Annotated in this window: 20 protein-coding genes; 11 read left to right on the top strand and 9 right to left on the bottom strand. The window is 52.5% G+C overall.

Going from position 1 to position 19,626, the window contains the following annotated elements; all coding sequences use genetic code 11:
* Window positions 1-127: 127 nt before the first annotated feature.
* The 4 genes from Q4563_RS07360 to Q4563_RS07375 all read left to right on the top strand — a co-directional run bounded on the left by Q4563_RS07360 (window position 128) and on the right by Q4563_RS07375 (window position 3,890).
* Window positions 128-439 (top strand): Nif3-like dinuclear metal center hexameric protein, encoded by a 312-nt coding sequence (locus tag Q4563_RS07360; RefSeq protein ID WP_215975235.1) that lies wholly within the window; start codon window positions 128-130, stop codon window positions 437-439.
* Window positions 432-1,007, top strand: coding sequence for a CoA pyrophosphatase (locus tag Q4563_RS07365; RefSeq protein ID WP_303604106.1), 576 nt, complete (start codon window positions 432-434; stop codon window positions 1,005-1,007). The genes Q4563_RS07360 and Q4563_RS07365 overlap by 8 nt, the downstream gene beginning before the upstream one ends.
* Window positions 1,008-1,095: 88 nt before the next feature.
* Entirely contained in the window at window positions 1,096-2,703 is a 1,608-nt protein-coding gene (locus Q4563_RS07370; protein ID WP_303604107.1) for an AMP-binding protein, read from the top strand.
* Window positions 2,704-2,723: 20 nt separating this feature from the next.
* On the top strand, window positions 2,724-3,890 hold the full coding sequence (locus Q4563_RS07375; RefSeq protein WP_215975232.1) for a patatin-like phospholipase family protein: 1,167 nt from the start codon (window positions 2,724-2,726) through the stop codon (window positions 3,888-3,890).
* A gap of 80 nt (window positions 3,891-3,970) precedes the next feature.
* Here Q4563_RS07375 and Q4563_RS07380 read toward each other — a convergent pair whose 3' ends face one another.
* The 6 genes from Q4563_RS07380 to Q4563_RS07405 all read right to left on the bottom strand — a co-directional run bounded on the left by Q4563_RS07380 (window position 3,971) and on the right by Q4563_RS07405 (window position 10,577).
* Entirely contained in the window at window positions 3,971-4,693 is a 723-nt protein-coding gene (locus tag Q4563_RS07380; RefSeq protein ID WP_303604108.1) for a UDP-2,3-diacylglucosamine diphosphatase, read from the bottom strand.
* Between the two features lie 6 nt (window positions 4,694-4,699).
* The gene (locus Q4563_RS07385; RefSeq protein WP_215974635.1) at window positions 4,700-5,194 is read right to left on the bottom strand and encodes a peptidylprolyl isomerase; all 495 of its coding nucleotides are present in this window, start codon (window positions 5,192-5,194) and stop codon (window positions 4,700-4,702) included.
* A 121-nt stretch (window positions 5,195-5,315) separates the two neighbouring features.
* Window positions 5,316-6,008 carry a TetR/AcrR family transcriptional regulator gene (locus Q4563_RS07390; protein WP_303604109.1) on the bottom strand — a complete coding sequence of 231 codons (693 nt, stop codon included), beginning with the start codon at window positions 6,006-6,008 and terminating at the stop codon, window positions 5,316-5,318.
* A 68-nt stretch (window positions 6,009-6,076) separates the two neighbouring features.
* Window positions 6,077-7,423, bottom strand: a complete 1,347-nt coding sequence (locus Q4563_RS07395; RefSeq protein WP_303604110.1) for a DUF1302 family protein — start codon at window positions 7,421-7,423, stop codon at window positions 6,077-6,079.
* Complete coding sequence (locus tag Q4563_RS07400; RefSeq protein WP_303604111.1) at window positions 7,420-8,238, bottom strand: outer membrane lipoprotein-sorting protein; 819 nt, start codon at window positions 8,236-8,238, stop codon at window positions 7,420-7,422. The genes Q4563_RS07395 and Q4563_RS07400 overlap by 4 nt, the downstream gene beginning before the upstream one ends.
* Complete coding sequence (locus tag Q4563_RS07405; protein WP_303604112.1) at window positions 8,235-10,577, bottom strand: efflux RND transporter permease subunit; 2,343 nt, start codon at window positions 10,575-10,577, stop codon at window positions 8,235-8,237. Before Q4563_RS07405 ends, Q4563_RS07400 begins: the two co-directional genes overlap by 4 nt.
* Before the next feature lie 349 nt (window positions 10,578-10,926).
* On the opposite strand from Q4563_RS07405, the gene Q4563_RS07410 reads away from it, so the two are divergent.
* Window positions 10,927-11,052, top strand: a complete 126-nt coding sequence (locus Q4563_RS07410) for a hypothetical protein (protein WP_336623030.1) — start codon at window positions 10,927-10,929, stop codon at window positions 11,050-11,052.
* A 69-nt stretch (window positions 11,053-11,121) separates the two neighbouring features.
* Here Q4563_RS07410 and Q4563_RS07415 read toward each other — a convergent pair whose 3' ends face one another.
* The gene (locus tag Q4563_RS07415) at window positions 11,122-12,021 is read right to left on the bottom strand and encodes a glycosyltransferase family 2 protein (RefSeq protein WP_215974639.1); all 900 of its coding nucleotides are present in this window, start codon (window positions 12,019-12,021) and stop codon (window positions 11,122-11,124) included.
* A gap of 517 nt (window positions 12,022-12,538) precedes the next feature.
* On the opposite strand from Q4563_RS07415, the gene tmk reads away from it, so the two are divergent.
* Complete coding sequence (gene tmk, locus Q4563_RS07420) at window positions 12,539-13,183, top strand: dTMP kinase (RefSeq protein WP_303604113.1); 645 nt, start codon at window positions 12,539-12,541, stop codon at window positions 13,181-13,183.
* On the opposite strand, the gene traF is transcribed toward tmk, so the two are convergent.
* Together traF and Q4563_RS07430 are read right to left on the bottom strand one after the other, a co-directional pair.
* Window positions 13,180-14,334, bottom strand: coding sequence for a conjugal transfer protein TraF (traF, locus tag Q4563_RS07425; protein ID WP_303604114.1), 1,155 nt, complete (start codon window positions 14,332-14,334; stop codon window positions 13,180-13,182). The two genes, tmk and traF, sit on opposite strands and share 4 nt — an antisense overlap.
* A 110-nt stretch (window positions 14,335-14,444) precedes the next feature.
* On the bottom strand, window positions 14,445-15,092 hold the full coding sequence (locus Q4563_RS07430) for an RluA family pseudouridine synthase (RefSeq protein ID WP_303604115.1): 648 nt from the start codon (window positions 15,090-15,092) through the stop codon (window positions 14,445-14,447).
* Window positions 15,093-15,187: 95 nt separating this feature from the next.
* Here Q4563_RS07430 and Q4563_RS07435 point away from each other — a divergent pair, with 95 nt between their 5' ends.
* The 5 genes from Q4563_RS07435 to Q4563_RS07455 all read left to right on the top strand — a co-directional run bounded on the left by Q4563_RS07435 (window position 15,188) and on the right by Q4563_RS07455 (window position 19,240).
* Window positions 15,188-16,198, top strand: a complete 1,011-nt coding sequence (locus Q4563_RS07435) for a DNA polymerase III subunit delta' (RefSeq protein ID WP_215974643.1) — start codon at window positions 15,188-15,190, stop codon at window positions 16,196-16,198.
* Between the two features lie 17 nt (window positions 16,199-16,215).
* Window positions 16,216-17,286 carry a lytic murein transglycosylase gene (locus Q4563_RS07440; protein WP_215974644.1) on the top strand — a complete coding sequence of 357 codons (1,071 nt, stop codon included), beginning with the start codon at window positions 16,216-16,218 and terminating at the stop codon, window positions 17,284-17,286.
* A gap of 105 nt (window positions 17,287-17,391) precedes the next feature.
* Window positions 17,392-17,742, top strand: coding sequence for a PilZ domain-containing protein (locus Q4563_RS07445; RefSeq protein ID WP_215974645.1), 351 nt, complete (start codon window positions 17,392-17,394; stop codon window positions 17,740-17,742).
* Between the two features lie 42 nt (window positions 17,743-17,784).
* On the top strand, window positions 17,785-18,576 hold the full coding sequence (locus tag Q4563_RS07450; RefSeq protein ID WP_303604116.1) for a TatD family hydrolase: 792 nt from the start codon (window positions 17,785-17,787) through the stop codon (window positions 18,574-18,576).
* Window positions 18,577-18,625: 49 nt separating this feature from the next.
* Entirely contained in the window at window positions 18,626-19,240 is a 615-nt protein-coding gene (locus Q4563_RS07455) for a dUTP diphosphatase (protein WP_442903745.1), read from the top strand.
* Window positions 19,241-19,626 lie beyond the last annotated feature (386 nt).

Genomic DNA, 19,626 nt, shown 5'->3' on the forward strand with positions numbered 1-19,626 from the left:
CGGATTGCGGGGAACGGGGGAAGTAGTGTTAGACTTTACCGTAACCCGTAACCCGTAACCCGTAACCCGTAACCCGTAACCCGTAACCCGTAACCCGTAACCCGTAACCCGTAACCCGTAAATACTTATGTATAAACTGGTTTTCTTTGTCCCGGGCAGTCATCTCGAATCGGTTAAAACGGCGGTATTTACCGCCGGTGCCGGATGTATTGGCGATTACGACCAATGCTGTTGGCAAGTCGAAGGCGTGGGGCAGTTCCGCCCATTGGCCGGTGCCCAGCCTTTTATCGGCGCGCAAGACGAACTGAGTCGTGAGCCCGAATGGCGCGTCGAAACCGTCTGCCTCGATGAACACATACGGGCTGCACGAGATGCTTTGGTAAAAGCGCACCCGTTCGAAGAACCCGCCTACGATATCTGGCGCCTGGCCGATGTCTGAGTCGGCTTGGCTTGGTTTATCCAGCCAGTTACTGCCGGCTGATAACCAGCTAAGTGCTGAGCGCTACAAGGGGCAGGCTGCCGTATTGTTAGCCCTTAGCGGCCCTCCTGACAATCCGCACATTATTCTCACCCGCCGCGCCGCTCATTTGGCACAACACCCCTCTGAAATTGCGTTCCCAGGTGGCAAGTGGGAGCGACAAGATGCTAACTTAGTGCAAACCGCGCTGCGCGAGAGTTTCGAAGAGGTGGGGCTGGCGCCCGATCAGGTGGATGTACTGGGTTGCTACCCACAATTTCAAACCTTAAAAGGTGTGGTGGTGACGCCGGTGATTGGGGTTATTCCCTGTGATGTACACCTCGTGCCAGACCCGGCCGAGCTGGATCTTATTTTCACTATGCCCTTGCGTCTGTTAGAGTCCAATCAAGCGGCGGCGTGGCGCAGCGTCCAGCAGCGCGGTAAGAATTATCGTATCCCCGTGTTTGAATATCAACAACATACCATTTGGGGGCTGACGGCGGCGATTGGTAATAGACTGGCGATGGAGGTTTTCTCTCTGTCAGAGTGATCTCTCTGGGCTATACTGCCAGTACAGCCTCGATGGGCAGTTTACATAAAACGTCAATAACAAAACTATAGGCGAAGGAGGTCGGTATATGAGCTTGGATTGCAACCGAATGATCGGTGAGGTATTTGCCGAAGCGTGCCGCAATTACGCGGATAGCCCAGCATTTTCCTGCTTAAATCACACCATTACTTACCGAGAGTTAGATGAGTTATCCGCGCGTTTTGCGGCTTATCTCCAGCACCATACCACCCTTAAACCGGGTGACCGCATCGCCATTCAGCTGCCCAATGTCTTGCAATACCCTGTTGCTGTATTTGGTGCTTTGCGGGCGGGCCTTATTGTGGTCAACACCAATCCGCTGTACACCGCCACCGAATTGAAGCACCAATTAACCGATTCTGGCGCTAAGGCGTTAGTGGTATTGGCCAATGTGGCCGCTCATGCAGCCGATGTGGTGGGCCAGACAGATGTAGAGCATGTGATTCTGACCGAGCTTGCCGACTTACATCCGCCCATAAAGCGCACTCTGATTAACTTTGTTGTTAAGCACATTAAAAAAATGGTGCCGGCGTTTTCCTTTGATACCAGCGTTCGTTTTAATCAGGCATTGAACTCAGTGAGCGCAGATGACTGGCAGCCCGTTTCGGGCACAGCGGATGATGTCGCGGTTTTACAATACACCGGCGGCACCACCGGGGTGGCAAAAGGCGCCATGCTCACCCACCGCAACCTTGTGGCGAATATGCTGCAAGTGAATCTACATATGAGTGATGTGTTTAAAACCAACCAAGATTTATTTATTGCCCCACTGCCGCTGTATCATATTTATGCCTATACCATTCACTGTATGTGTGCTTTAACCTTGGGTAATCATAGCGTGCTGATTCCTAACCCACGGGATATTCCAGGTTTTGTTAAAGCCTTGAAAGGCGTGCCGTTTACGTGTTTTGTGGGACTTAATACTCTATTCAATGCCCTTGTTCGCAACAGTGATTTTCGCGCTTTGGATTTTTCTAAATTGCGCTGCACCGCCTCTGGCGGTATGGCCCTTACTCACGATGCTGCCAAGCACTGGGAGGAGGTGACCGGTGTGCCGGTCAGTGAAGGCTACGGCTTAACCGAAACCTCTCCGGTGGTATGTGTTAATCCGCGCTACAGCATTAAACTGGGCACTGTCGGCTTGCCTATCCCGGAAACCGAGGTGAAGGTGATTGACGAAGATGGCGAGGCGCCTGCCGACGGCGAGCCCGGTGAACTATGCGTGCGCGGCCCCCAGGTAATGAAGGGCTACTGGCAGCGACCCGAGGCAACCGCCGAGATTTTGGATGAAGACGGTTGGTTAAAAACCGGTGATATTGCCACCATTGATGCTGAAGGATATGTCAAAATTGTGGATCGCAAAAAAGACATGATCAATGTCTCCGGTTTTAAAGTTTTTCCCAACGAGGTTGAGGATGTTCTATGCGAACACCCCGATATCTTAGAGGCGGCCGTAGTCGGCATGGAAGACGAGGAAAGCGGTGAAGTTGTGAAAGCCTTTGTTGTGGTGAGTAATACCGCCTTAACCGAGCAAGACATCCGTACTTTTGCCCGCAAATCTCTGACGGGTTACAAAGTGCCTCACAGCGTTGAGTTTCGCGATGAGCTACCCAAAACTAATGTCGGCAAAGTTCTGCGTCGTGAATTAAAAGAATAATGTATCTAGGAAAATAACGTTTGAGCAGTAAAACAGCACTTATACTCTCGGGAGGGGGCGCCCGGGCAGCCTACCAAGTGGGAGTTTTACAAGCCTTGGCCGATATTCTGCCGGAGGGTGTCGACAACCCGTTTCCTGTGATTTGTGGCACCTCGGCCGGGGCTATTAACGCGGTGGCGCTCGCCTCGCACCCAGGCAACTTTCGCGAAGCCATTGCCGATCTGGCAGCCATTTGGCACGAGCTGAGCATCAATCAGGTCTACCGCCACGGCTGGGCCGATATGTTAAAAGGGCTCAGCCGTATTGGTTTTTCGCTGTTCAACGAAGGGGTGGGGCGTCATCGACCTCTGTCTTTGTTGGACAACACGCCTTTGTGGGAGTTGTTGGGCAGCAAAATTCACTTTGCCAACATCGGCCACAATATAGCCGCCAATAAACTGCACGCGGTGAGTATAACGGCTATGGGTTACACCTCGGGGCAATCGGTAAGCTTTTTTCAGGGGCGTCCCGAACTTGAGGCTTGGCAGCGCTTTCGCCGGGCGGGTGTGCCTACCGATTTGCGCTTAGAGCACTTACTGGCTTCGTCGGCTATTCCTACGATTTTCCCTACCGTGCGCATTAACCGTGAGTATTTTGGTGATGGTGCCCTGCGGCAATTAGCCCCCATGAGCCCCGCTTTGCACCTAGGGGCCGACGCATTGTTTGTGATTGGTGTCAGTGGTAACCGCAACCCTAAGCACTGGGGCAAGCGTGTACCGGTTCGCCACTCGCCTTCTATGGCACAAATTGTTGGGCACCTATTAAACAGCGCCTTTATTGACGCGCTGGAAAATGACATAGAACATATGGAGCGGTTAAACACCTTACTGGAAGTTATCCCCCCTGAGGTGCGTCAAGCGCAGGGGATTGAGTTGCGTCCAGTGCGCAATTTGGTGGTTTCACCCAGTAAAGCGGTGGATGTCATCGCTGGGCGAAAAATCCGTTACTTGCCTCGCAGCGTGCGTTTTTTCTTGCGTGCCATTGGTGCCACCGCCAAAGGTGGCGGGGCGACGGCTGCCAGCTATTTGTCTTTTTCTGGACCCTTTATTTCAGAGTTAATTGAGCTGGGTTATCAAGATACCATGTGGGAGTCGGCCCGCATGCGCGAGTTTTTTACGCCCACGGTGACATCTTCAACGACGGATTAATGAACGTTAAGAATAGATGTCCCATAAAAAAAGAGAGCTCATAGCTCTCTTTTTTATGGGCCGTTAGCGCACCGCAGGAGTTAAATTTCCCACTTCTCAAGCAAAAGCTCATCGGCGTTGGCGCGCACACACCAAGCGTAATCGTGCCAGTCACCCAGCACTACCCGCTCGACAGTTTCACCATTAACGCTAAGCGAATGACGATTGGGGCGGTGGGTGTGGCCGTGTATTAAGCGCGCAACCTTGTGATCGCGCATACACTCTTCGACCGCCTCGGGGGTAACATCCATAATGTCTTCGGGCTTGGAGCTGTTCATCATTTTGCTTTTGGCTCGCAACTCTGCGGCGAGGGCGCGGCGTGTGGTGATTGGCTGGGCCAACACTTGTGCCTGCCAAGCCTCTGAGCGCAATTGTTGGCGCATAGCCATGTACTCGGTGTCTTGGGTACATAAGCTATCGCCGTGCATCAGTAGAGTGCGAGTGCCGTACAAATCGATAACGGTCGGGTCTTCAAGCAAGGCGGCACCGGCACTGCGGACAAATTTTTGCCCCAGCAAAAAATCGCGGTTGCCGTGCATTAGGAAAACCTTCGTACCGCTCTCACTCAAAGCTTTGAGTTTGGCGGCGACTTCGGCGGCCAGAGGGGCGTCATCGTCGTCACCAATCCAGGCATCGAAAAAATCACCCAAAATATAAAGGGCTTCAGCGCTGGCAGCTTGCTCGGTCAAAAACTTATAGAAAGCCTGTGTCGCCTCGGGGCGCGAGGCGTGCAGGTGTAGGTCGGAAATAAAGAAAATGGTCATAGTGGTTTAGTCGGCAACAGTGACTTTTTCAATCACAATGGCTTCAACCGGAACGTCTTGGTGGAAACCTTTAGAGCCGGTGGCTACGCCTTTAAGTTTATCAACAACTTCAGTGCCTTCGGTGACTTTGCCGAAGACACAGTAACCCCAGCCCTGAGCATTTTTGCCTGTGTGGTTTAAAAAGCCGTTGTCTTTAACATTGATAAAAAACTGAGCGGTGGCGCTGTGGGGGTCGCCAGTGCGGGCCATAGCTACGGTGTATTGATCGTTTTTTAAGCCGTTGTCGGCTTCGTTTTCAATCGGGTCGCGGGTGGGCTTTTGTTGCATGTCTTCGGTCATGCCGCCGCCTTGAACCATAAAGCCGTCAATGACGCGGTGAAAGATGGTACCGCTGAAAAATCCGTCCTCGGCGTATTGCTTGAAATTAGCCGCTGTTTTAGGAGCTTTTTCAAAGTCCAGTTCTAGGGTGATGTCGCCTTGGTTCGTGTGCAGCGTGATCATGCGCTTGGCCTCATTGTACGGTGGATGCAAAAGGCGTAATGATACGGTTAGCGGGCCTGTGAGTAAATCTTCACGGTGCACAAAACCGAGGATTGGGCGAATTAGTCACGCGCGGTGGGGTTTAAGGCGTGAGTTTGTGGGCTGCGGCTTTAATTCCTTCGATTTCAATGGTTAATAAATGATCGAATACACGTTGTTGAGTTTTGGGGGACTGCTCCGAAAAGTCAGAGGACCAATGGCCGCAAAAGACCGCACCTTCGATACTGCCGGTTTTTACCAGCATGGTAAGGCCGTGGATCAGCGACCAGGAGCTCAAAGAGCTTACCGATGCTGGGTAGTCCGTCGCCGGTAGCCCATTTTCATGCAGCATATCGATGATGGCTTCGCGCAGGATCTCCACACTATCAACCCCGGCTTCAATACATTCTGGCTTAATCCGCTCAAAGTCGGGCGTCCAGGAAAAGAGGGTGTCAAACAGATTGGATTTTTCTTGAGCAAAGTGCATGTAGGCAATGCCCAGCAGGTAGACCCGGCGTTCACCGCTGGCATCTGGCTCACGCGCGAGCGCGGCGCTCAGGTACTCGGATAGCATGGTAAAGCCGCGTGTTCGCACATCAATGATAAGCTCTACCTTATCGGCAAAATGGCTGTAAACGGCAGTGGGGCTGACGCCCACCCGTTTTGCCAAGGTGCGCAGGCTGAGGCCTTCCAGGCTTTCTGATTCAAGAAAGGCCAGAGCCTCAGCCAGAAGTGACTCGCGCAAATTGCCGTGGTGATACGTGCTTTTGCGTTCTGTTGGGGTGTTAGAGCTCATAAGATATGCTTGTTGTTGCAATACCCTATGATAACAGATGCGCTTACCGTAAACGAAATTCAACCCAGTTAAAGCCCCCAGCGCATACTCAACAGCAGACTGTCGTTGTGGCGATAGGGGTGGAGCAGGTCTGCCTGTTGGGCATCGTACTCAATCGCGCTAAGCGACACACTAAAGTTATCGGACACGGTCCAGTCTGCCTGTAAACGAATCAGGCTGCCCTCGTCACCGGTAATCGACTGTGCGTAAGCCTCCAGGGTCAATCGGTCATTATAGAGTGTGTATTGGATACGCCCTGACGCTGCGGGTTGATAGCGTTGTTCGCCCAGAGTTGGGATGCGGTTTTTAATATACAGCCAGCTATACTCGGCGGATATGAGTAGATCGCTAATACCGTTAAAATCAGCCCCGAGCATGCCACGCCACTGGCGGGTTTTCTGCCAGGGAGCTTGTGGGTTTTGCTGAGTGACCCGAACGTTATTGTGTAGTGCCTGTTCGGTTCTTAGCAGCCAGCTGCCCTTTACCCATTGAGCACTGCCCCCCAGAACTTGTTGGCGCCAGGGGGACAGGTGCACGTTGGCGCCGTGGGGGCCGGAATTAAAAACGGTGAGTTCGCTTTCGTAGCTGGCGACATCGGCCAGCATCCACTGTGCATCCAACCCTTGCCACTGCTGACGCCAACGGATAGCGAAGCCCGGGCGGGTTTCGTGCTCTTGAATAAGGCTTAACTCCGATTGCTGCTGACGCAGCTCAACGTAAGGGTCGAACTCATCGCCCGCTGCGGGCATACGGTCGGGTAGGGGATGAATCAGTGTGACCCAGTCAAGTTGGTTGTTCCAGGTCACTTGTACCGCGGGCACGGGTAGACGCAGTTTTTCCAGATCCGCCTGTCCCGGCCAGCGCTGATCCCGGCGCGCTAGTACGTCGGTAATCTTCAGTGACTCAGACTCTCCCCACGCGAGCGTTTGGTAGCCGGCCTTTACCCACCAATCGTTATCCTGCCATTCGACAAAGGTGTCGGCCAACTGCATACGCCAGCGCCGCTGTTGGTTCTGCTGTTCGGTGAAGTCATAACCGGAGAAGGCACCCCAGTTTTCTAAATCGGGCAACCAGTCATGGAGTAATGAGCCCGACGCCTGTAAGCGCCAGGCGTTTTGCCGCCAACCGACTTCCCCAAACAATTGAGATTCGGTGCGAGTAAGGGCGGCTTGATCGCGGCTGGCGGCTACGCTGGGTGTGTGCCAGCCGTAGCCGGTTTTTTGCTGCAGCCAGATGCGGTGTGTCCAGGGGCTATCCAGGTCGAGTTCATCGGTTGAGGTCTGTGTGGCCACAGAATCAAAAAAGTCCTGTGGCCAAGCCAGGCTGCTCAATAAACTCAGTGTGGCGACGGTTAATGAGGCTGGTGCTTTGTTCATTGGATACCGCGCTGCATGCTTTGAGTGGTGAACAGTTCCTCATCGGTGTGTTGGTTATACACATAATTGCTGAACTGAAAAACACTGGCGTGCTCTTTTTCGTTATTGCGCACGCTGATCATCTGCAGTCGCAAGGGCGTCCAGATACCGTCAATTTCTTCCAGCTGTTGTGCGCTGAAGAATTTGACCCGGCCCTTGCGCTCGGTCCAAATTTGGCCCTGCACCTGAACAAAATTATCTTTGCGAATCCACAGGTGAGATTTGATATAGCCGGTTTCACCCTCGACTTTATCGGCAAACTCCGGCTTAGGGGTGGACTCTATTTTCCAGACCGGCACGCCATCCACCTCCGCGTCGGCGTCCAGCATGGAGTAGTTATACCAGTCGGTATTAACACCGTTAATGTCAGAGTAGGTAAAGTCACTGCCCATAAACGAGCCGGACTTATCGCCCGCGGCAACGCGACGCACTTGTTTCAGTGCAGGTAAGTACAGCCAAGAGTCATCGTCGCGACCGTCTTCGTAGTCGTAATTCATATACGTCGTTCCGGCCACATCGGTCGGCGACACAAAAAACGAAATGGATTTTTCCATCTCAGCATTGTCCAGAGTGTAAGTGCGAATATCGCGTACCCGTTCGCGTCCTTTGCGATCAATTAAAATCAGCTGCGCGTCGGCGCGCGAAGAGTCGCCGGTATAGCGGGTGTCGGATTTAACCGCTATTTCCCGGGCCGTCAGGGTTGCGGCTGATGCCGTCGCCATGGCGCCGGTTGACAGTGTGAGCATTAATAAGCAGGCGGTATATCGAGACATCATTGGGCGTGTTCCTCTCGCAGTTGGGTGGTCGCCGAAGCGTGGGTTCTGGTTGGACGGTCAATAACAAATAAAAGGGCGGGTAAAAACAATAAATCCCCCAGCAGTGCTAACGCCATAATTGTGGCTGCAAAAAGTCCGGTGTAGATGTAGGGAATAAATGAGCCCAGCAACATAACGCTAAACCCACACACCAAAACAATAGAGGTGAAAATAACCGCACGTCCGGCTTGATTCATCGCCTGAGCGATGGCATCACGAGTGTTGTAGCCCTCTTGTTTGGCTCTCAGGTACCGGTTCATTACGTGAATGGCATCGTCCACCGCAATGCCCATGGTCATCGCGCCGACAATCATGGTGCCCAGGTTGAGTGGAATGCCCAGGGTTACCAATAGCGCGCCGGTGATTAAAATAGGCACCACGCTTGGAATCAAAGCAATCAAACCGTATTTGACAGAGCGAAACAGCACAATAAAACTCAAGCCGATGATTGCCAGGGCCACCGCAAAGGACTTTGTCATACCCTCATTAATATAAATGTCCTGGGCGTTGTACATCACCAGCGAGCCGGTGAGTTGGGCCTTTAGGGTCGGGTGGTGTTCGGCTAAGCGCTGCTCGATGTTATTAAGCAGCGTGCGGGTGGTGCTGGCATCCAGATTTTTAATCGGAACGGCTAAACGTAGATAGCGCTCGTAAAAATCTTTGGCGTCGGTCAGGTCTTCCTCTGCGCCGGTGTTGTCGTATAGCAACAAAAATTGCGCCGCCATTTGCCGGTCCGTTGGCAGTTGATACCAATTGGGGTCATCAAAGTGCAAGGCTTGGTTAATTTCCCGGTGAAAGTCTACCAGTGAGTTGACCGCTCCTGTTTCCGGCAAAGCTTCCAGCCACTGCTGTAAAGCATCCACCTTTTGTAAAAAGTCGGGTTCGTGAATACCGCCCTCTGCACCACTGTCGATAATTACATCAATGTTTTGAATGCCGGTATAGGTATTGTCAAAGTATTCCAAATCCAACCGGGTTTGATTGCCCTCTTTAAAGTATGTAATAAAGTTGGAGTCGACTTTTAGTTGTGGCACCAAAACAAGACTGCCGATTAATAAACCTACCCCCAGAAATAGCAGCGGTTTACGATAACGCAGGGTAAAGTCCGGAAGTCGGTGGGTAAGCGCGGCCATAAGCCCACTGTTGACTGCTCTGTCCGTTTTGGTGGAGAAACCTTTGACAAAGCTCAGCAGTGCGGGCAGCAGGGTAAAGGCGACAAAAAATAGCATCATCGCGCCAATGGCACCGAGCCAGGCAAATTGTTTAACGGGCAATAATTCGGTAACGCTTAGCGCCAGAAATCCAGCCGCCGTGGTCAGTGCAGTGTAAAAGGCGGGGGTCCATAAGCGCTGTATGGTTTTTTCCGCCGCCTCTTGTGGCGATAAGTTTTCACTGCGTGCGTGGTAAAACTCTACCAGCACATGCACGGAAATACCGATGCCGATAATAATAAGGGCCGGAACCATAGCCGATTCCACCACCGAGTGGGGCCAAACCATGACTCCTTGAATACCTGTTACATAAACGATGCTGGTGCCAATCACCACCCAGGGCAGCAGCATGGCAAGCCAGGAGCGAAAACTAAAAAACAGAATAATAATCATCACCACGGCCATGGTGGGATTAATCCAACTCTGGTCGCGTTTGCTCAATACCTCAAACTGCTCGGTAAAAACTGGCTGACCACTTAAGTGCAAATTGACCCCTTGTTCGGCGTAGCCTTGCGCCGCAATAAATTCGCGAAAGTTTGCCATTAGGGTCATTTTGTTATCGTTGCGACCGACTTGATAGCGTACCCGCGCGACCACCCGTGTGTGGGCTAAATCCTCGGTAACAAGGCTACCCAAAGCCATGGGTTGGTGGGCGATCAACTCGCGTGCGCGCTCGCGGTCGTAGGGTGCGTTAATATCCTCGATCAGCTCGTCGGTCGCCATCATGGCACCGTCCGAGTGGGTGTATTCATATTGACTGAGAGAGCGAACTTGAGTGATCTCGGGCTGATCTTCTAAAAACTCTGTGATGTCATTGATGATGCGCAGATTGGTTTGACTAAACACATCCTCATCACTGTGTGCGGTTAATCCCACCGACAGGTATTCAATATCCCCAAACAGTTCGAGCAATTGATTAAAGGCCGCTAAATTGGGGTCGCCTTCCACAAAAAAGCGCTCGTTAGCATTGTCGTAGTAAAGATTATTCATGGGAATAAACGCCAGGCCAAAGGCGATAACGGCGAGTGTAATGACCCAACCTCTACCGCGTACGACCGCCGAGGCCCACATTGCAATAAACCTGTTCACTTTACATCCTCCTGATTGAAGTGCACTGCCGTCGCGGCAAGATGTCACGTTATTGAGTTAACGCTGTAAAGTTTACTGTGTAAAGTTATCGGTGTAAAGATTTGATTTGAAAATCGCAATACGACCTTTTTACGGGGGGTGCCGGCTCGCGTTTGTCGTCGGCAGTGTGTAAAACTCAGTGCTGTGAAGGTTCAGGACAGGCAAACGAGACCAACACATACGCAGGTGCGCGAGAAACGTTAACCGTTGGAGGGGATATGCCTTTGCGGGAGCGCGGTTACATAGGGTCTGCTAGCGACCTTTAATTGTCGGTTTATGGCTGAAAGGCACCGAAGGGGTCAGCAAAAGTATGAGCGTGGGGCTGGTAAAGCAATGGGTTGAAACCGAAGGCCTTAGCGTGTTGGTTCGTCGCGAGTCCGGTGGCACGCCTCTGGCTGAGCATGTTCGGGAGTTTACCGCAAGCGCTGCGCAGTGAGCTGGTTGATAAACTGCTTCTTTTCATTAAATACTTGGCACTGAAATTTTACAGTGCCAAGTCAGTGGGTCATTTAAAAAGCCCCCGCAGCTTGCGCTCCAGGCGGTCTAGTGATTTTAGCCAGCCTGCGCCCTGCATGGGGTCATAGGCCCAAGGTAATTTGATGCGACCGTGTGTGGTTTTCAGAAAATCTTCAGCGACCGGCAGACGCGCGGGCTCCGCAGTCTTTAATGTCTGCACCTCTTTGTCGCTCATGACTTCCAGAGGATACAGGCCGCAGCGGCGCGACCACTCGCCAAACCTCAGCGCCAACGATTTTTGTTTGCCGCGATAGGCGCGCCCATTAGGTAACCACATAGAGAACGGTGCGCGCATACGTGCCATACGGCAGAATATTTTCGCCGCTTTGTGATTGTTGACTGACTCGCCCACCTCAAAATGCCAATCCACTTTGCGCAAGCGGGCGGGGTCGGCAATCAACAATGCTGAAAACCAAGTCCCGGTGGAGCGTTTGCGTGGGTACCAAAACCAAAAATTACGTTCTAAATCAAAACGAAAATCCCGGTTTGCCGGTTTTTTGATGGAGATACCCCGGACAAACGCTGGAGAGATAAATCCGAGATCTGGCTGTTGGTCAAAACTGTTGCGCAGATCAATCAGATCCGTATCGGTTAACGGACGCACCATCTGGGTGTCGTCCTGCAAGAAGCAGATTAGCTCGTCACCGGTGGCCATCTCATAGGCTGCCTGCATATTGGCATAGAGCCCGCCGAGTTTGTGGCCCGAATCCGCGGTGTTCTCCACCACCTGGTGGCGCTCACGAATGCTTGCCAGCACTTGACGTGTATTCGGGTCGTCACTGCCATCGTCAATAATCGTCAACTTACATTGTGGTGCGCAGGCCTCAATGGAACGAATACAGTTCTCAAGAAATGGGCCACGATTATAGGAGAAAACAAAAATCTGCATTTACCAATATCCGTAAAAATTTTGTGCAGCATACCAGAAGTCGAAAATTGATATCCCCCGGCATGGCTAACAACTAAGAAAATCTAACAAGATTTGGGCCTTTAATAAAAAGGCACTCGTTGACGTTGTTGTAATAAGGCTGATTTTGGGGAGGAGGTCCCAAGCCAAAGATAATAACGAAAGTTCAATGATCTAACCACTACAGCTGAGCCCCGCATTGCGCTAGGCCTGCTCACTTTAACTTATTCTGAATGAAGTGCACTACTATAATGGTAATTTGCATCATACTGAATTTACAGTGTAAAGATTGGGCGAAAGGTTCTGGGCGTAAAGGCAGTGGTCAATCTTTTTTAAGGGTGTACAGAGTATCTAGCTCGTGATTGTTGAAGACAGTGTGTAAAATTCGGAATTGGCATATACATCATTAATGACACAGCAGCGCGAAAAGTGGCAATGAACCTTAACCGCAGGGGAGGGCAAGCCTTTCTTTGCGCGCGCTGTCATATAGGGGCTACCAGTGACGCATAAAGGTCGGTTTATTACCGTTGAAGGCACTGAAGGAGTGGGTAAAAGTACGAACCTGGCGTTTGTAAAGCAATGGATTGAAGCCGAAGGGCATGGCGTGCTGGTCAGTCGCGAGCCCGGTGGCACGCCGCTGGCCGAAGAGGTGCGGGAGTTGCTGCTGGCTCAGCGCAGTGAGCCGGTTGACCCTGCCGCCGAGTTACTATTGGTGTTTGCCGCGCGCGCCCAGCATTTAAATCAGGTAATTGTACCGGCTTTGAATCGGGGCGAGTGGGTATTGTGCGATCGCTTTACCGATGCCACTTTTGCTTATCAGGGCGGCGGCAGAGGGCTTGATACACAATTGATCAGTGCCCTTGAGCAACAGGTACAGGGCGATTTGCGCCCCGACTTGACTATTGTGTTGGATATTGAGCCCGAGGTCGGTCTGGCCCGGGCAGCGGCCCGGGCTGAGCTGGACCGATTCGAGCGCGAAGATATTGCCTTTTTCAACCGGGTGCGGCATGCCTACCAGCAGCGTATACAGCAGGCCCCTGGGCGCTACGCGCAAATAGATGCCGGGCAGACCCTGGAAGCTGTGCAGCGCGATATTCACCAAGCCTTGGCGCGATTGGCGCAGGGCTTGAAGGGGCCGGTTTAGAAGCGAATGCCCACCTGCATGGAGGCGCCGTAAGTATTGTTGCTGCCGCTGGTTACTGATAGGTCGAGGTTAACTGTATCGAAGGGCGCAAGGCCCAGACCCAGGCTGTAGGTATCGTCCAAAGTGTCTTGCAAATCTGTTTTGTAGCCAAGACGCAAGCGCGCCCAATTGTGGGGGCCAAACACTGCACCTAGGCGGGCAATTTGCGTGTCGTCCGCCAGTGCGAACTGTTTGGTTCCGGACAGCTCAACGGCCCCGTCCAGATCGACCCAGGGTAAACGGTAACCAGCTGCCACCACGACCTGTCGCTCGATCGACAATTGTTCGCCGGGGGAGAGACTGTCGATATCTTGCTCGATTAGGTTGTTGATGGTCATGGCGTAGCGCGCATTGCCTTTAATGTAGGTAACGCCGGTATCCACGCTAAAAAAAGTTTTGCTGACTGTCTGCTCATCTTCTTCAATATTATCTTCGTCGAAAGTACCCAGTTTATCGACATAGAAAAAGGTTTCGGCTTCCACTTGTTTCGGGGTTACACCTATCAGCCACTCGCCGGTCTCAGTGAAATTGTAAGTTTGCGCCAGAGCAATACCGACTTCGGTGACCATTGAGCCGCGCACCGCGACTTCAGAGTCGAGCTCGGATGAGTGAAAGGTTTGGCCGGTCTGAGCCGAGAGCGTGTTGTAGTCATTCGCGTCCACCGTAGGCAATACGCTGGCTTTAACGTCTGAGCGCATAAAAATAGTAGCCGCCAGCGTTGGGTTGGGAAAAGCCAGTGCCAAACTGCCGCCGCCGCTTAGATAGGCTTGCGTACCTTCGATTTGGTCTAGGTATTCACGGATGTCGTTGGCATCTGTGCTGTTGAGCTCGCTGGGGTAGTCGTATTGGTCGAGCAGGTCGTTTAAGTCACTGCCGTTGTCGATCAGCTCACTCGGGTCGGCTGCCAGCGCGCCTAGATTGATGTTTAGGGCAAAATTGTCCCCCTCCAGAAAATTGGCTGCCAGGCTAGGGTTTAGCAATGCACCATCGATAAAGTCTCCGGTGCTGTATGCACTGCCTGCTCTACCGCTGGTGCGGCCATTGTGCTCGCCTGCTGCGTAAGCACCTACGGATAAGCTGGTCATTAATAAGGCAACTAGTGTGTTTTTCATTCCATTGCTCCGAATTTTTGTGAACTACCGCAAAAAAAGGGCGTAATAATACGTGAATCATCTGAGCTTGTGAATACAAAAAGAGCCGTGAAAAAACGATAAAAGGTGAGTTAAAACGACGGTTCGCAGGTCACAAAAATCTTTTCGTCGCTTACCGGGTGGGTAAACTCAATGTGCCGAGCGTGTAATTGCAAGCGCGAGGCGCGAGCGATTACCGGCTCGGGGGCGTAGAGCGTATCGCCTAAAATAGGGTGGCCGAGTGCCAGCATATGCACCCGCAATTGATGTGAACGCCCGGTAACTGGTGTTAGGGCTAGCCTTGTGTTGCCCTTGGCCTCGCAGCGTTCCAACACCTGGTAGCGGGTTAGGGCATTTTTACCATTTTCATGGTCGACCATTTGACGCGGGCGATTGGGCCAGTCACAAATCAGTGGCAAGTCAATCTCGCCGCTGTCTAGTTTTAGGCAACCGTCCACCACGGCGATATACTGTTTACTGATAGTGCGTGTTTCGAATTGCCGACCGAGGGTTTTATGGGCATGATGGTTTTGCGGAATGAGCACCAGCCCAGAGGTTGGCTGATCCAGTCTGTGCACAATGCGGCTATTGGGGAAGTCCACTAACAGTCGGTTAATGAGGCAGTCTTGTTTTTCTGGTCCACGCCCCGGTACAGTAAGCAAGCCCGAGGGTTTGTTAACCACTAATAGGTCGTTGTCTTGCCAAACAATGGGTATAGAGTGAGCGGTACAGGGCGTCATTAGTAAACTCTTACAAAAATATAGGTCGGCTATTATCGCAAATCGTGCAGTGGCTTGATAAGCTCCCCCTTCAAGAAGTTGGTAATTAAATACGAATGAGTGATTTCCCAGCCTTACCTTACCCGTGGCAACAAAGCCTTTGGCAGAGCTTTTACCAGCAGTTGCTGGATAACCGCCTGCCCCATGCGGTGATGCTGGCCGGCCCCAGAGGCTTAGGCAAGCGGCATTTTGCCCGGGTGATGGCCCAGTACTTATTGTGTCAGTCGCCGCGCTCCGAGTCGGCCTGTGGCCACTGCAAATCCTGCGAGTTGAATAAAGCCGGCACACACCCAGATTTTGCCCTAGTAACCCCAGAGGAGCCGGGTAAAGCCATTCGAGTGGACGATATTCGCGCCCTAGCTGAGACTCAGGGGAAAACCGCTCAGCAGTCCGGTTACAAAGTGGTGGTGCTAGAGCCTGCCGAGGCCATGAACAATAATGCGGCCAACGCGCTGTTAAAAACCTTGGAAGAGCCCGCACAAAAAACCCTGCTGGTGCTGGTGACAGATGCCCCTAGCGCAGTATTACCCACCATACGCAGCCGCTGCCAAATTAGGTCGCTTGCCATACCATCGGCAGAGCAAAGTCTGCACTGGCTCACACCGCTGGTGTCGGGCACTGATTACAATGCTAAAGATCTATTGGTCTTGGCACGGGGCGCGCCGCTTCGGGCGCGGGATTTAGTACACAGCGATGCCCTCGAGCAACAACAATCGTGGTTGAATGATATTGGCCGCTTAACCTTGGGCCAAGCCGATGCTATTAATGTGGCGGCTCAGTGGCAAAAAGGTGATGTGACCGAACAGGTGAATTGGCTGATTAGCTGGTTACACGATTTAACCTGTTGGCAGGTTGGCGCCGAAGTGCCTCATATCGAACAGCTCGATACCGCTATCAAGCAAACCCTGCACACTATGCAGCCGGCTCTGTTGCACCGTTTTCAGGAAAAACTGCTCAGCTGCAAAAAGCGGTTGGCTAGTGGGGCCAACCCCAATAAACAACTATTATTAGAAGAACTCTTGATGGACTGGGGGGTATTGCTTAAAAACCGCCAGTTGCGATCGTAACAATGTGGATGATGTGTATGAAGTCTTATTTGTCGGCCGGTAATGCCGAGCGCAAAAACATTTTGGGCGCATTGGCGCTGATAGCCAGCTGTTTGCTCAGCGGCTGGGTGAAAGCCGAGACCGCGAGCGAGCACGATGCCGAGTTTTACCAATGGCTAGAGCAGCTGCGCAATGATGCGGCCGGGCAGGGCATCAGTGAAAAGACACTTGATCAAGCATTCACCGGCATCACCCCACCGGTTAAGCGCATCATTAAAAATGACCGCTCTCAGGCCGAGGTGGTAGAAACCTATGATCATTATCTCAGTCGTCGTTTGAGTGACTGGAAAAAATCGAAAGGTCGCAAACTAGCTAAAAAACATCGTGATGTACTGCAGCAGGTGGCGGATAAATACGGCGTACAACCGCGCTTTTTATTGGCCATTTGGGGAATGGAGACCAACTACGGCAGCTTCCCTCTAAAAGAGTCGGCCTTTAATGTATTGGCCACGCTCGCCTACGACAAGCGCCGCGGTGCCTACTTTCGCAAAGAGTTTTTAGCCGCACTTAAAATGCTCGATAGCGGCTTTCCCACCATGGCCGAATTAAAAAGCTCTTGGGCCGGCGCTTTGGGACAACCCCAGTTTATGCCCACCAGCTACCTAGAGTATGCCCAAGATTTTAATGGCGATGGCAAAAAAGATATTTGGAATACCGAAGCCGATGTGTTTGCTTCAATAGCTCATTATTTTAAGGTACGCGGCTGGCGCAATGATCAAACCTGGGGGCGGCCCGTCAGCTTGCCGCCCGGAGGTGAGGCGGCCTTGATGAAGCCTCAGGGTGACGGCCTTACGCCGGATGCCGACTGTAAGCGCTTTAAGACTATGGGCGCTTGGCGTGATCTAAAAAGGTGGCAAGAGTTGGGGGTGCGCCGCGCCGATGGCTCCGACTTACCCGATGTATCCATTCCCGCGGCTTTAATTGTCGCCGATAAGGGTGATAAACGCGGTTATATTGTGTATCGCAACTTTTGCACTCTAATGAGTTTTAACCCGGCGTTTAAGTACGCGCTATCCATTGGCTTACTGTCTGATGCTTTAAAAGACTGAGCGCTAGTCGGGGCCGATTAGTGCCCCGCAACCCTCAAATAGGCTGGACAGTCAATGACTTATGGATTAGTGTTAAGCAATCGAATGAACTTGGAATCCTGACCCATGCAAGCACTAGGCGGCGCCCGTAACGGCATTCTTTCGCTGACCATCAAGGACAAGGCGGTACTCTACGCCGCCTATATGCCCTTTGTGCAAAATGGCGGCCTGTTTATTCCCACAGGTAAGGCCTATAAGTTGGGCGATGAAGTCTTTATGCTGCTCAACCTTATGGATGAGCCAGAGAAAATCCCAGTGGCCGGTAAGGTCGTTTGGGTGACGCCAAAAGGCGCGCAGGGTAACCGCGCGGCGGGTATTGGCGTTCAGTTTACCGACGAAGACAACACCGCGGTGACCAAAATCGAAAACTATCTCGCGGGCTCGCTGGAGTCGGAACGCCCGACTCACACCATGTAGTCCCGCTACTTTCTTGTCACCAACCTGACGATTAGCAAGCCTATGCTAGTGGATTCCCATTGCCATTTAGACCGTCTTAAACTCGAACCCTACGATGGCCAACTACAGGGCGCCATCGATGCCGCCCACGAGCGCGGCATCGGCCAAATGCTGTGCATAAGTATCAGCCTGGATAACGTCGAAACCGTTATTGATATCGCCCACCAGTACCCAACGGTGCTCGCCTCGGCCGGGGTTCACCCCTGCGATGTCAGTGCCGGCACCGCCACGCGCGAACAGCTCACCGAATGGGCAGGGCGCGACAAAGTGGTCGCCATCGGCGAAACAGGCCTGGATTACTATCACGAAACCGACTCGATGCAGGCACAAAAAGAGAGCTTTGCCCTGCATTTAGAAGTGGCCGGTGCCGTGGGTTTACCCGTGGTCGTGCACACCCGTGATGCTCGCCAAGATACGCTTGACCTAATCAAGGCGCACGGCAATCCCGAGCACGCCGGTGTTCTGCACTGCTTTACCGAAAGCTGGGAAATGGCCAAAGCGGCCATGGACCTGAACTACTATATTTCCCTGTCGGGCATTGTTACCTTCAAAAACGCCAAAGAGCTGCAAGAGGTCGCACGTCAAATGCCACTGGATCGCCTGCTGGTGGAAACCGATTCGCCCTATTTGGCGCCCGTGCCTTACCGCGGCAAGCCCAATGAGCCGAAAAATGTGCGCGAAGTGGCGGAGTTTGTCGCCGATATTAAAGGCATCTCTTATCAAGAGTTGGCCGACATCACCACCGAAAACTTTTATCGCCTGTTTAACCGGGCGCAAGCTTACCGACCCCAATAAAAACCGCTGAGGACGCCCCGTGTCGCAGGAAACCATCGAACAGCAAACCATCAAGCAGCAAACCCTCGCCATGCTGCAATTGCAAGATGACATGAACAGCAAGGTTCACCCCGACTGGCGCGCGCAGGGCAATGCCTGGTACCGGGCCATTTGGATTGAATGCGGTGAATTAATGGACCACTACGGCTGGAAGTGGTGGAAACACCAAACCCCAGACACCGAACAAGTGGCCCTGGAGCTAGTGGATATTTGGCATTTTGGCCTCAGTATTTTACTGCAGAGCGGGGCGAGCCCGGATGCCATCGCCGAGCAAGTGGCCCGCGAGTTGATTATCGAAACCGATCAGCCCGACCTTCTGCTGGATGTCGAAACCTTTACCGCCGCCACACTGGCCGATCAACAATTTCACCTCGCCTTATTTGGCCGCTTACTGGCCGGTATCGGTATGGACTACGCCGAACTCTACCGCCGCTATGTGGGCAAAAATGTTCTCAACTTTTTCCGCCAGGACAACGGCTACAAAAACGGTACCTACCGCAAGCTGTGGGCTGACGGGCGCGAAGACAACGAACACCTGGTAGAGGTTGTTGCCGAGCTGGACGCCGCGGCAGAGGGGTTTTCCAAAGCGGTTTATCAGGCGTTGGAGCAGCGGTATTTAAAGTAGAGGGATTGGTCTCGGTTTTTGTTTTTGCGTCAAGCGTCAGGCGTCAGACATTTAGATGCCCTCTTTCGCCAGGCGGGCGATTCATTCCTTCCCCTTATGATTGTGCTGAGTGTAGGCCAATGGTAGTGGTTGAGCGCACAGGACGTGTGCGAAAGGCATAAGCGCGCATGGAAGCGCGATTTAGGCCGACCGCTAGCATTGGCTGTAGCGAAGGTAGCCCGCAGGGCCCAATCATCGGGGCGCGTTTCTTGATTCCTTCTTGTCGCGTCACAAGAAGGAATTCGCCTGCCCGGCGACAGAGGGCATCTAAGTTAAATGTTTCGACCTGTTAATTGTTTTAATTTTGCTGAAAAAACAGTCGCTCTTGAGTATGTGCCGGATTTCGC

The organism is Gilvimarinus sp. 1_MG-2023, from assembly GCF_030548285.1.